Origin of the sequence: uncultured Sphingomonas sp., assembly GCF_913778135.1 — a bacterium.
Classification (GTDB): domain Bacteria; phylum Pseudomonadota; class Alphaproteobacteria; order Sphingomonadales; family Sphingomonadaceae; genus Sphingomonas.
This window is the reverse complement of sequence record NZ_CAJYVU010000078.1, coordinates 1-12,196: the sequence shown is the minus strand read 5'-3', so window position 1 is coordinate 12,196 and position 12,196 is coordinate 1. Positions and strand designations below refer to the sequence as shown.

The window sequence follows — 12,196 nt, the reverse complement described above, 5'->3', positions numbered from 1 at the left end:
GGCGACCATTTCCGCGTACGGCTTACGCACAGCATCGAGGTCGCGCAGATCGGCCGCACGATCGCGCGCGCGCTTGGGCTCAACGAGGATCTGACGGAGGCGCTGTGCCTCGCGCATGACATCGGTCATCCCCCGTTCGGCCACGCGGGCGAGGACGCGCTGGAGCGGGCGCTGGCCGGCAAGGGCGGGTTCGATCATAACGGGCACACGCTGCGCACGCTGATGACGTTGGAGCGTCCGTATCCCCGCTACGCCGGACTGAACCTGACATGGGAAACGCTGGAGGGCCTCGCCAAGCACAATGGAACCATCGCGGCGCCCGAATGGGCGCTGGCCGAGGCCGACGCGCAGGCGAAGCTCGAACTCGGCAGCTATGCGTCGCTCGAGGCGCAGGTTGCCGCGCTGGCCGACGACATCGCCTATGACAATCACGACATCGACGACGGGTTGAGGGCAGGGCTGCTGACGGTCGATCAGCTCTGCGCCGTACCGCTCGTTGCGCGTGGGTGGGCGACGGCGCGTGCCTCCTTCGCGGATCTGGACGACGAACGGTTGCACGGCGAGGTGATCCGCAGCCAGATCGGCGCGATGGTCAACGACCTGATCGCCGAGACGGCGCGGAGGATCGCCGCGTCAGGCGTGCGGAGCGTCGAGGACGTGCGCGGCGCCGGGCATGCGCTGGTCGGCTTCTCGGATCAGATGGCGGCGGACGAGCGTGCGCTGAAAGCATTCATGTACGCCAACCTCTACCATCACCCGCGCCAGCTCGCCGCGGCGGAGGCGGCGGATCGCCTGATCGATGGTTTGTTCGCGGCCTATCACGTTGATCCTGCGCTTCTGCCGGACGAGTGGCGCGTGCGCCTGCCCGAGACGGAGCCGCAGCTGAGCCGCCACATCGCCGACTTCATCGCCGGCATGACCGATCGGTACGCCATTTCGCGCTACCGCGAGGTAGTCGGCCCGATCGACCTGCCCGAAGGATTCTGACGTCCATACGACAACGGCGCCCGCTCGCGAGAGCGGACGCCGTCATTTTCGGGAAGGTTCGAGCGTTCAGTTCGCGGCGGCGGCACTCGCCACGACGGCGTTCCTGGCACGGAACGACACTGGATAGCCGTTGCTGGTGCCGCGCACGCGGTCGCCATCGACCAGCAGGCGAAACTTCTCGTGGCTGTCGACCTCGTGACCCTCGATCAGCGTCTTGCCGTTCTGGCGCGCGGTCTGCGTGTAAACATAGGTGCGACCCTCGTGCGTGAAGCGCTGCTGCGCAGGCTCGGCAGCGATGCCGACGGTCGAGATGAGCGCGCTGGCAGCGGCGGCGGCGATGAAGGCGAACTTGCGCATGTGTTGCTCCCGGTTGGTTGATGCCCGCGACGGGCTCGATGCACACGAATTATTTGTGCGGTGCAGCATGGGCAAATGAGTTTGGTGCCAACGCGATTGCAGCGCGTGCAATCCACGACGGTGTCTGCCTGACACACGCTTTTGCGTGCGCGCGCACCTTGGTCTAAGGCCGCGCCACTATGACATTGTACGCCCGCTTCGCCGCCCATGTGGGTGACGCGCTCGACGCGCTCGTTTCCGCCGGAGAGCTGCCCGCCGATCTTGACCGCCGCAATGTGACGGTGGAGCCGCCGCGCGACCCGAGCCACGGCGACCTCGCGACCAATGCCGCGATGGTGCTCGCCAAGCCGGCGAAGACCAACCCGCGCCAGCTCGCCGAGAAGATTGCAGGCCAACTCTCCGCGCTACCCAGTGTCACCGCGGCCGATGTTGCGGGTCCGGGCTTCATCAACCTGCGCCTGTCCGACGACACGTGGCGCGACGAACTGCGCGCGGTCGCGGCGAGCGGTGCGGATTACGGTCGCTCGAGCGTGGGCGACGGCGTCAGCGTCAACGTCGAATATGTGTCGGCCAACCCAACGGGTCCGATGCACATGGGGCATTGCCGCGGCGCGGTGGTGGGCGATTCGCTCGCCAACCTGCTCGCCTTTGCCGGGCACGAGGTGATCCGCGAGTACGTTATCAACGACGCGGGCAGCCAGGTCGACGTGCTCGCGCGCTCGGCGCACATCCGGTACCGCGAGGCGCTGGGCGAGGATGTCGGTGCGATCCCAGAAGGACTGTACCCGGGTGACTATCTCGTCCCGGTCGGACAGGCGCTCGCCGCCGAGTTCGGCGATCGCTACGCGTCGGCGTCGGAAAGCGAGTGGCTGATCCTGTTCCGCACGCGCGCGGTCGACGCGATGATGGCACTGATCAAGGCCGATCTCGCGCTGCTCGGCATCCATCACGACGTGTTCGCCTCCGAGGCGGCGTTGCAGGCGGCGGGCAAGCCCGAGGAGGCCGAGGCGTGGCTGCGCGCGCGCGACCTGATCTACGACGGCGTGCTCGAGGCACCGAAGGGTGAGACCCCCGAGGACTGGGAGCCGGTCGAGCTGCCGCTGTTCCGCTCGACCCGCTTCGGCGACGACCAGGACCGTCCGATCCGTAAGTCGAACGGCAGCTGGACTTATTTCGGTGCCGACATGGCGTACCATTTCCAAAAGGCGCAATCGGCCGACCAGCTGATCGACATCTGGGGTGCCGACCACGCCGGCACGGTGAAGCGCATTCAGGCCGCCGTCGCCGCGCTGACCGAAGGCAAGACGCGCTTCGACATCAAGATCGTGCAGATGGTGCGGCTGCTGCGCGCGGGCGAACCGGTCAAGATGAGCAAGCGCGCGGGTAATTTCGTGACTCTCGCGGACGTAGTGCGAGAGGTCGGCAAGGACGTGGTGCGCTTCACCATGCTGACCCGGCGTGCCGACGCGCAGATGGATTTCGACTTTGCCAAGGTGGTCGAGGCGTCAAAGGACAATCCGGTGTTCTACGTCCAATACGCGCACGCACGCGTTGCCTCGTTGCACCGCCGAGCGGCCGAAGCGGGGGTCAGCGTGGAGGGCGCCGATTTGTCCCGGCTTGACACGGAGGACCTCGCGCTCGTGAAGCTGGCAGCGCAGTTTCCGAGGATTGTCGAGACCGCGGCGGCAGCGCGAGAGCCGCACCGGATCGCCTTTTATCTCTACGACTTGGCGGCCGAATTTCATGCCGCGTGGAACGTCGGTAACGACCGTCCCGACCGCCGCTACCTGATCGCCGACGACCACAGTGTCACGGCTGCACGCCTGTCCTTGGCGGCGGGCATCGGACAGATTATTCGCAATGGCCTCTCCATCATGGGCGTGGAGGCGGTTTCGGAGATGCACTGATGGCGACCTCGGATCAGTTCGAGCGCGACGAGGACCGGCTGCCGTGGCTGGAAACGGTCGAACCCGACGAGCCGCAACGCTCGGGCGGCGGGCGCGTCGTGCTGCTGGTCCTGCTCGGTCTGCTGGTGCTCGGCGGCGTGATCTTCGGCCTGTACCGCTTGCAGACCGGCCGCGCTGCGGACGGCTCGGGTGAGCTGATCGCGGCGCAGGAAGGCGACTACAAGATCAAGCCCGACGATCCCGGCGGGTTGAAGGTCAACGGCGAGGGCGATGCCGCGATCGCGACCAGCGCGGGTGCGAACCCGAACGGCTCGATCGATCTGAAGGCGGTACCGGAGGCGCCGATCAGCGGCACGCGTCGCCCGGCCACGCAGCCGACGCCGCGCAGCGGCACCACTTCGGCGAGCGTCGCAGTGCCGGCGGCGAGCGCCCCGCTTCGTGCACAACGCCCGATGACTGCGCCGGTCGCGGCAGTGCCGGGTGCCGGGTCGGGCGGCAGCCTGGTCCAGCTCGGCGCTTTCCCGAGTGAGGCCGCGGCGAACTCGGCGTGGAGCGCGGTTGCCAAGCGGTTCGGCTATGTCGCACCGCTCGGCAAGGATGTGCAGAAGGCTGAGGTCAACGGGCGCACCGTCTATCGCCTGCGCGTCAACGCGGGCAGCGCCAACGCCGCCGCCGACATCTGCGGTCGGTTGAAGGTCGCGGGCGAGAGCTGCTTCGTCACCAGCTGAACGCCACCAGCGGAACCGGGCGGGTTTCGTCGACCCCGTGTTTGGCGTAACCGCAGCGGCATGAAGCCCGTCATCTTCGGCCTGTCGGGGCCAATATTGTCCACCGACGAGCGCGCCTTCTTCGCCGAGGCGCGACCCGCCGGCTACATCCTGTTCAAGCGCAACGTCGAGACACGCGAACAGCTTCGCGCCATGACCGACAGCCTGCGCGAGCTTGAGGGGCGCGAAGATGTCGCGATCCTGATCGATCAGGAAGGCGGGCGCGTCGCGCGGCTTGGTCCACCCGAATGGCCGAGCTTCCCCGCCGGGCCGGCGTTCGACGCGCTCTACGAACGCGCGCCAATGTCGGGGATTGAGGCGGCGCGCGCCAACGCGCACGCGCTCGCGCTGACGCTCGCCGAGGTGGGCGTGACCGTGAACTGCCTGCCTTTGCTCGATGTCGCGCGCGCTGACACGACCGAGGCGATCGCTAGCCGTGCCTACGGCCGCGAGCCGATGCGGGTTGCCGCGATGGGGCGGGCGACGCTGGAGGGGCTGCGCGCTGGTGGCGTTGTCGGCGTGGTCAAGCACATGCCTGGGCACGGCCGGGCGCTGGCCGATTCGCATTATCACCTGCCGACCGTCACCGCCTCCGCCGAGGAACTGGAAGAAGATCTCGCACCGTTCCGGACGCTTGCGGGTGCGCCGATGGGAATGACGAGCCACATCGTCTATCAGGCGTGGGACGCCGACCGCCCCGCGACGCTGTCGCGAATCGTCATCCAGCAGATTATTCGCGAGCGTATCGGGTTCCAAGGCCTCTTGATGACCGACGACATCGACATGAAGGCGCTGTCGGGTACGCCGGCCGAGAAGGCCGCCGGCGCGATCGCGGCAGGGTGCGACGTGGTGCTCGATTGCTGGGCGCGCATGAACGAGATGCAAGCGATCGCCGCCGCGCTGCCCGACATCACCCTGCGCGGTCGCGAGCGGCTCGACGCGGCAATGTCGAGCGTGGGGAAATCCGCGGGCGATCTCGCCGAGCTGACCGCCAAGCGCGACGCGTTGCTGGCGCTCGCCTGAGCGCGCAGGCGATGGCCGCGCCCGAGCAATTGCTGCTCGATCTCGACGGGTGGGAAGGGCCGCTCGACGTGCTGCTCAGCCTCGCGCGCGCGCAGAAGGTCGACCTCAAGCAGATCTCGATCCTCGCACTGGTCGAGCAGTACCTCGCCTATATCGAGCGCGCGCGGCGCACCAGGCTCGAACTCGCGGCCGATTACCTCGTGATGGCGGCTTGGCTCGCGTATCTGAAAAGCGCGCTGCTGCTGCCGCGTGATCCCGCCGTCGAACCCGATCCCGAGGAACTCGCGCTGCGGCTGCAGCTTCGGCTGGAGCGGCTCCAAGCGATGCGCGAGGCCGGCGCACGATTGATGGCGCGCGATCGGCTGGGTCGCGACGTGTTCACGCGCGGCGCGCCCGAGGGACTGCGGACAATGCGGCGTAGCAACTGGACGGCCGGGCTGTACGATCTGATCTCCGCCTACGGCCGTGTCAGCGCGCGCACGCGACCGGTCATGCATGTCGTGCAGGACCGCGAGGTGATGACGCTCGACGCCGCGCTGGAGCGGGTCGCGGCGATGGTCGGATCGGTCGTCGACTGGCAGGCGATCGGGCGATTTCTCCCCGAAGCGGCGTCGGAGCAGCTGCGTCGCTCGGCGCTTGCCTCGTCGTTCCTCGCCGCACTCGAGCTGGCGCGTCAGGGCCGTGTGGAGTTGCGTCAGGCCGAACCCTTCGCGCCGCTCTACCTCCGGTCAATACGATGAACCCGCCCGACGACGACGTGCGCGCGGTCGAGGCGGTTCTGTTCGCGGCGACCGAGCCGCTGTCGCCCGACACCATCCGCGCCCACACGGGCGTCACCGACGTGCGGGCGGCACTTGGCCGCCTCACGCGAGATTACGCGGGCCGCGGTGTCGAACTGGTCGAGCGTGGCGGACGCTGGCATTTCCAGAGCGCGCCAGATCTGGCGCATCTGCTTCGCCGCGACCGCGAGGAGCAGCGCCGCCTCAGTCGCGCCGCGATCGAGACGCTAGCGATCGTCGCCTATCACGAACCCGTCAGCCGCGCCGATATCGAGGCGATTCGCGGCGTGCAGATCTCGCGCGGGACACTCGACGTGCTGATGGAGGCTGGCTGGGTCCGCCCCGCCGGTCGGCGCGAAGTGCCCGGGCGTCCGCTCACTTACGCGACCACGCCCGAGTTTCTCGCGCATTTCGGGCTTGCCTCACGTCGCGATCTGCCCGGCATCGAAGACCTGCGCGCCGCCGGGTTGCTCGATCCGGTCAATGTCGCGCTTGAGCAGGTCGAGGTAGCAAAGGCGGACGACGACGATTAGATAGAGCGCGAACAGGAGACTACGTCATGGGCAGTTTCAGCCTTCCGCATATCCTCGTCCTCGCGGTGATCGCGATCCTGCTGCTCGGCGGTGGCCGTTTTTCCGCCATGATGGGCGACGTCGCCAAGGGTGTGAAGAGCTTCAAAAAGGGCATGGCCGAGGAAGACGAGGAGACGACCCGCCCCAAGCCGCGCATCGAGGCGCAGTCATCGGCGCACCCGGCTTACGAGCGCGATGCCGATCGCGTCCGCGAGGATCGCTGACCCGATCCGAATCAGTCCGGCTGCGCTGAATGTTCGACATCGCCCCGTCCGAATTCCTGCTGGTCGCGTTCATCGCGCTGGTGGTGATCGGCCCGAAGGACCTGCCGAAGGCGCTGCGCGTCGTCGGTTACTGGGTCGGTCGCGCGCGCGCGGTCGGGCGCCAGTTCCGCTCCGGCTTCGACGAGATGGTCCGCGAGGCTGAACTCGCCGAAATGGAAAAGAAGTGGAAGGCGGAGAACGAGCGGATCATGCGCGAGCATGCCAACCCACTGTCCGACGCCGGCGATGGGCACGCGGCGCTGCCTGCGCCCGCGGGTGAAGAGACAGACCCGGTCATGGTTGCGCAGCCGCAGTTGATTGAGCACCCGCGCGTCGGCGCCAGCGACGCTGACGTGGGTACGGCGTCGGACGACGCGGGCGCGCACCACGTACCACCTTCCGAGAAGCCTGCACCGGTCGACAAGGCGCAATCATGAGCGAGGACGCGGCGTGAGCGAGGAACTGGACGAATCGCGCGCGCCGCTGCTCGACCATTTGCTCGAGCTGCGCCGTCGCCTGCTTTATTGTATCGCGGCGATCACCGCGGCGTTCTTTGTCTGCTGGTATTTCGCCGAGGACATTTTCGCGTTCCTTGTGCAGCCACTGCTGCACGCGGGACAGAAGACCGTCATCTACACGCAGATTTTCGAGGCCTTCTTCGTTCAGGTGAAGGTCGCGTTCTTCTCCGCGATGATGTTGTCGTTCCCGGTGATTGCCAACCAGCTGTGGCAGTTCGTCGCGCCGGGCCTGTACCGCAAGGAGAAGCGCGCACTGCTGCCGTTCCTGCTCGCGACGCCGGTGTTGTTCATCATGGGCGCGGCAATGGCCTATTACGTCGCCGTGCCGATGGCCCTCCACTTCCTGCTCGGTTACACCGGCATGATCGGCGGGGTGCAGCAACAAGCGCTGCCCGCCGTGGGCAATTACCTTTCCTTCATCATGCAATTCCTGTTCGGTTTCGGTGCGGCGTTCCTGCTGCCCGTGCTGCTGATGCTGTTGGAGCGGGCCGGGGTCGTCACGCGCAAGCAGTTGATCGCAGCGCGGCGCTACGCGATCGTCGCCGCCTTCGCGATCGCGGCTGTGCTGACGCCACCCGACGTGGGATCACAACTGCTGCTCGCGATACCCCTGGTGATCCTCTACGAACTGGCGATCGTCGGTATCTGGTTCACCGAACGGCGGCGGGCGCGTGAGGCTGGGCAAGCGGCTACCTGAAGATCGCTGCCGAAGGCGAATGCGCCGTGTGTCTTCGCTGGTCTTCGATTGGAATTCTCATCTTTTCGTACGGCACTTGATACGAAAAAGGCGGTCGACTTACGCCGACCGCCTGTTCAGGCTCCGCTGAGAGCGCTTGCGCTTACTTCGCGTCGTCCGCGGTCTTCGCCACCGTCTGTCCGGCCGAGGATACGTCCTTGCCTGCGCCTTCGATGGTGTTGCATGCCCCGAGGGTCAGGGCACTGGCCAGGATTGCGACGGCCACGATCTTACGCATTGAAACATCTCCTGCTCGGCTTGATGCCTGGCGGTTCAATGCGCGCATGGCAGGTTCGTTCCGCCCGCGTGCCGATCATGAAGTGAAAGAAATAAGGCCCGGAAGCATCACCGGGGGGGGAGGGGTTGATGCTTCCGGGCCTATGTCGTGGACCGCGAGAGCGGGGGGCGTTTAGTCGCGGTCCGGGATGTAGAACGTCATGTTGGTATGGGGGTTCCGCACCGATCCGGCTTTTTCTTGGACAACGCGAGTCAGGCGCAATTTCCAAAAATGGCAAGGGCAACGAACCTTGGCGAAAGGGCAAATATAAGCCTTAGTCGCTGTCGATTGTGGTGATCTTCACCTCATACGCACCCGACAACGGATCGTGTTGCAGCGTCGACCGCAGCTGACGCGTCAGTCCCTCAATTACGCGCCCAAAGCGATTTTTCAGGCCGTCGCGCAGGCAATCGCTGTCGATCAGCGCACGCGAGGAAACGCGCAGCATTGCTCGATCGGGTTCAGGACCGGCCCGCAGCGTGATGCGGAATTGCGGCGAGGCGTCGCACGTCATGGCGAGTTCGACCAATTCAGTAATCAGGAACGCGACCGGTACTGCCACGTCCTGCGTGACGTAGAGCGGGTCGACCTCTAACCCGATCCCGATCTGGGTATGTTCGGGCGCGGTTGCGCGCAGGTTCGACGACAGTTCGCTAAAGACCGAGCGCATGCTGACGCCACGGTTCTCTTCCATCTCTGCGAAGTGATAGCGGTGCACTACCGCCAGTGCGTCGACACGCCGTTGAATCGAGCTGTACGCCTGCGACGCCTCGGGCGACTTGGCGCCGCGCGCGTGGAAGTTGATCAGGCTGGATATGACCTGCAGGTTGTTCTTGACCCGGTGGTGCACCTCGCGGGTCAGCTTGGTTTGTCGGACCAATCCTTCGGCCAGACCGGCCTCGTGGACCGCGACCGTGCGGCTGAGCGCGCGGAACGTTTCGCCCAGATCGCGCAGTTCCTGTGCCGGGAGCGCGCGGTACAAAGCGGCATCGGGTTCGTCGCCGGGCTCGTAGGCCGCGATACTGCTGCGCAGCGAGCGCAACGGTGCGATCAGCAGACGATCCACGACGAACCATGCGATCGCCGCCGCCGCCGCCCACATCAGCAGCGGCAGCGCGAGCGCGAGGATCAGCGGCGACCCGATCGGCGCGCTGCGTACCTGCATTTCCAGCACCAGATTGGCGATGCCGAGATCCTCGCGTATGGCCTCACGCCGCTCGAAGGTCCGTTCGCGTGCCAGCGGCACGAGCGTGAGCCGATCGTCCTCGTCGACCAGCGTCGCGCCGTAATCGGAGGAGAAGCCGCTCGGTTGTCCAATTTTCGACAGGAACTTGCGGGGGAAGAAGGCGGCGCCGCTTAAACCCCGGTCATCACCGCTGACGCGAAGCACCAGCCCACGATCCGCGACGAAGTGTGCGGTCGTGCCCGACGAGGCCGGCTCGTTAGCGGCTCGCTGTGCGCCCGCAAATTCGCGTCCGCAGATGACGCGACCAGCGCCGTCGAGGATTACAAACTCAGCGCCAGCGACGGATTGCTGGGCGAAGACACCCTGGACTCGGGCGCAACTCGGGGCATTTGCTGGATCAAGCGTCAGTGCGTCGAGCGCGACCCTGAGCGCCGTCATGTCGCCGACCAGCTCGATCGAGATCGAGCGACTGCTCTCGGCTGCGGCGACGCGCAGGTGTGAACGCAATTCCGTGTCGGCAATCTGGGTGACCCGCAACGTCGCGAACACTGCGATTAGCGCGAGCGGAAGCAGCGCGAGGCTTAAGATCAGGAACAGTTTTGCGCCGGTCGGCCAGCGCGCAAGATAATCTTGCCGCGCGTCCCGCGTGACGCCAGCGGCAGACACGTCGGTCATGACACCGTCAGTCGAGCTTGCCGAGGAGTGACATCAGATCGTCGGGCACGGCCTCTTCGACGGTTTTCTGGTACACCGATCGCAGCGCCGAGCCCATGTCGCGGTTCTTCGACTGTGCCGCCGTGCTCTTCTTCGGCTTATCCGGCAGCTTCTTCTCGGACGTCAACGCATGCCCCCCAATCGCCCCCACGCGGCGGGAGGCTGGACGAAAGAAATAACTGTAGCCCTTTGTACGCGTGTGTCCCCGCGTTGGAGCGATGAAACCAAACAGCTTCTCGATGGTTCCCGCTGCGAGTGACGAAAATCTCGAACCGGGGGCCAGCGTCCTGGGCGATTAAGTCGCGCGATTGAAACGGGCAAGCGCCGTCCGGCGTCCTTGTCCAAGGGAGGGCTTTCTACACATGTCGTTGGGTCAACAACTCGCTCCGCATCTGCCGTTTCTGCGCCGCTACGGCCGCGCGCTCACCGGCAGCCAGATGCAGGGCGACCGCTACGTTCGCGCCACGCTGGAGGCGATCGTTGCGGCTCCCGAGGAATTTCCGCGCGACGTCGATCCGCGCCTAGGGCTGTATCGTACCTTTCAGGCGATCTGGAACTCGGCGCACATCGAAGAAGACGTGGACGCCGGTGGCGTCGACGATTCGGAGGCGATTGCGCGTGCCCGACTGGCACGGATGAGCCCGCTGTCGCGCCAGGCACTGCTGCTGACCGCAATGGAAGGGTTCACGCCCGAGGACGCGGCCTATCTGATCGACGCCGACACGCAGCGCGTCGAGGAGCTGGTCAACGAAGCACTGGCCGAGATCGAGAAGCAGACGCGCGCGCGTGTGATGATCATCGAGGACGAGCCGATCATCGCGATGGATATCGAAAGTATCGTGCGCGACTTGGGTCACGAGCTGACCGGTGTCGCCGTGACGCGCGATGAGGCGGTGGCGCTCGCGATGGAGGACCGGCCCGGTCTCGTGCTCGCCGACATTCAGCTGGCCGACGACAGCTCGGGGATCGATGCGGTTAAGGACATCCTCGCCGAGTTCAACGTGCCGGTGATCTTCATTACCGCCTTTCCCGAGCGACTGCTGACGGGCGAGCGGCCCGAGCCGACGTTCCTGATCACCAAGCCGTTCCAGCGTTCGACCGTGAAGGCGGCGATCAGCCAGGCGCTGTTCTTCGACCAGAGCACCGTTCCGGCCTGAGTGCGAACGAAACATCGTCATGGTTCGTTCGTTCGATACGGACCCAAAACGGTTCAGCGGGGTTGAACGACCATGACGAATGACGACGGACGCGTTCACGTGGAAACCGATCAGGCGCGCGCAGCGTCGACCCCGGGCGTCGGGCGCTACGTCCTCGGCGCATCGCTCGTGTTGATCATCGTGATCTTCGCCGCACTTCTGCTGTTCTGATCGGGGCGTTAGATGTTCGTAGGGGTGGCAAAGCCGACCGACGGTGATTATCTTGGACAGGCGAACGTGCCCGGTGGCGGGGCGAAGCCTATGCAACGGAGCGGCATGACCCAATCCCCAGTGAGCGCGCCGGGCGCCGACGGCATTGCGCCCGTCGAGCACGTCTCGCTCTCCGATCCCGAGTTCAAGGCGCAACTGGCGCAGGTCATTCCGCACCTTCGCGCCTTTGGTCGTTCTTTGTCGGGAAACCGCGATCTCGCCGACGATCTCGTGCAGGAAACGTTGTTGAAGGCTTGGGCGGCGCGCAAGCGGTTCCAGGCCGGCACCAATATGCGCGCGTGGACCTTCATCATCCTGCGCAACCTGTTTCTGTCGCAGATGCGGCGCGCGCGCTTTAAGGGTGAGTGGGACGATCTGGTCGCCGACCGCGTACTCGCGGCGCCGGCGAGCCAGGACAAGCACGTCGAGCTGGCGGACATGCAGCGTGCGCTGATGCACCTGCCGCAGCCGCAACGCGAGGCGTTGATCCTCGTTGGTGCCGGTGGTTTCGCCTATGAGGAAGCCGCCGAAATCTGCAACGTAGCGGTCGGCACGATCAAGAGCCGCGTCGCACGTGGCCGTGTCGCGCTCGAGGCGTTGCTGAGCGATGGCACGCTCAAGTCTCGTCGCGACCATGAGAGCGACAACGGCCGCTCCACGCTCGACTCGATCATGGGTGAAGTCGACGAACTCGCGCGCGAACG

Annotated in this window: 16 protein-coding genes; 12 read left to right on the top strand and 4 right to left on the bottom strand. The window is 66.0% G+C overall.

The annotated features are described in order from the left end of the window. On the top strand, positions 1–987 hold a 987-nt coding region (dgt, locus tag QZ847_RS07510; protein ID WP_294354978.1), incomplete at its 5' end, for a dGTP triphosphohydrolase. Positions 988–1,053: 66 nt separating this feature from the next. Here the strand turns inward: dgt and QZ847_RS07505 are convergent. Next, positions 1,054–1,344 (bottom strand): hypothetical protein, encoded by a 291-nt coding sequence (locus tag QZ847_RS07505; protein WP_294354975.1) that lies wholly within the window; start codon positions 1,342–1,344, stop codon positions 1,054–1,056. 179 nt (positions 1,345–1,523) lie between these two features. On the opposite strand from QZ847_RS07505, the gene argS reads away from it, so the two are divergent. From argS to tatC, 8 genes are read left to right on the top strand one after another with little or no spacing between them, the layout of a single operon-like run. Continuing rightward, positions 1,524–3,251 (top strand): arginine--tRNA ligase, encoded by a 1,728-nt coding sequence (gene argS / locus QZ847_RS07500; RefSeq protein WP_294354973.1) that lies wholly within the window; start codon positions 1,524–1,526, stop codon positions 3,249–3,251. Then, positions 3,251–3,979: an SPOR domain-containing protein gene (locus tag QZ847_RS07495; protein WP_294354969.1), complete on the top strand. Its 729-nt coding sequence runs from the start codon at positions 3,251–3,253 to the stop codon at positions 3,977–3,979. Before argS ends, QZ847_RS07495 begins: the two co-directional genes overlap by 1 nt. 60 nt (positions 3,980–4,039) lie before the next feature. After that, a complete protein-coding gene (gene nagZ / locus QZ847_RS07490; RefSeq protein WP_294354966.1) occupies positions 4,040–5,041 on the top strand; it encodes a beta-N-acetylhexosaminidase in 1,002 nt (333 codons plus the stop codon). A gap of 11 nt (positions 5,042–5,052) precedes the next feature. Beyond that, positions 5,053–5,781, top strand: a complete 729-nt coding sequence (locus QZ847_RS07485) for a ScpA family protein (protein ID WP_294354964.1) — start codon at positions 5,053–5,055, stop codon at positions 5,779–5,781. Continuing rightward, positions 5,778–6,353, top strand: coding sequence for an SMC-Scp complex subunit ScpB (gene scpB / locus QZ847_RS07480; protein WP_294354960.1), 576 nt, complete (start codon positions 5,778–5,780; stop codon positions 6,351–6,353). Before QZ847_RS07485 ends, scpB begins: the two co-directional genes overlap by 4 nt. A 26-nt stretch (positions 6,354–6,379) precedes the next feature. Then, positions 6,380–6,616, top strand: a complete 237-nt coding sequence (locus QZ847_RS07475) for a twin-arginine translocase TatA/TatE family subunit (protein WP_294190069.1) — start codon at positions 6,380–6,382, stop codon at positions 6,614–6,616. 29 nt (positions 6,617–6,645) lie between these two features. Next, complete coding sequence (tatB, locus tag QZ847_RS07470) at positions 6,646–7,092, top strand: Sec-independent protein translocase protein TatB (protein ID WP_294354958.1); 447 nt, start codon at positions 6,646–6,648, stop codon at positions 7,090–7,092. A gap of 13 nt (positions 7,093–7,105) precedes the next feature. Further along, positions 7,106–7,870: a twin-arginine translocase subunit TatC gene (tatC, locus tag QZ847_RS07465; protein WP_294354953.1), complete on the top strand. Its 765-nt coding sequence runs from the start codon at positions 7,106–7,108 to the stop codon at positions 7,868–7,870. 142 nt (positions 7,871–8,012) lie between these two features. Here tatC and QZ847_RS07460 read toward each other — a convergent pair whose 3' ends face one another. From QZ847_RS07460 to QZ847_RS07450, 3 genes are all read right to left on the bottom strand, one after another. Beyond that, entirely contained in the window at positions 8,013–8,147 is a 135-nt protein-coding gene (locus QZ847_RS07460) for an entericidin A/B family lipoprotein (RefSeq protein ID WP_294190066.1), read from the bottom strand. 313 nt (positions 8,148–8,460) lie between these two features. Continuing rightward, complete coding sequence (locus tag QZ847_RS07455) at positions 8,461–10,047, bottom strand: sensor histidine kinase (RefSeq protein ID WP_294354950.1); 1,587 nt, start codon at positions 10,045–10,047, stop codon at positions 8,461–8,463. A gap of 7 nt (positions 10,048–10,054) precedes the next feature. Continuing rightward, on the bottom strand, positions 10,055–10,213 hold the full coding sequence (locus QZ847_RS07450) for a NepR family anti-sigma factor (protein WP_294190064.1): 159 nt from the start codon (positions 10,211–10,213) through the stop codon (positions 10,055–10,057). Positions 10,214–10,448: 235 nt separating this feature from the next. Between QZ847_RS07450 and QZ847_RS07445 the strand changes: the two genes are divergently transcribed. From QZ847_RS07445 to QZ847_RS07435, 3 genes are all read left to right on the top strand, one after another. After that, positions 10,449–11,243: a response regulator gene (locus tag QZ847_RS07445; RefSeq protein WP_294190063.1), complete on the top strand. Its 795-nt coding sequence runs from the start codon at positions 10,449–10,451 to the stop codon at positions 11,241–11,243. Positions 11,244–11,315: 72 nt separating this feature from the next. Further along, positions 11,316–11,453, top strand: coding sequence for a hypothetical protein (locus QZ847_RS07440; RefSeq protein WP_177171617.1), 138 nt, complete (start codon positions 11,316–11,318; stop codon positions 11,451–11,453). Between the two features lie 105 nt (positions 11,454–11,558). Then, positions 11,559–12,196 (top strand): sigma-70 family RNA polymerase sigma factor (locus tag QZ847_RS07435; protein WP_294354947.1); only part of this gene is annotated, 638 nt, incomplete at its 3' end.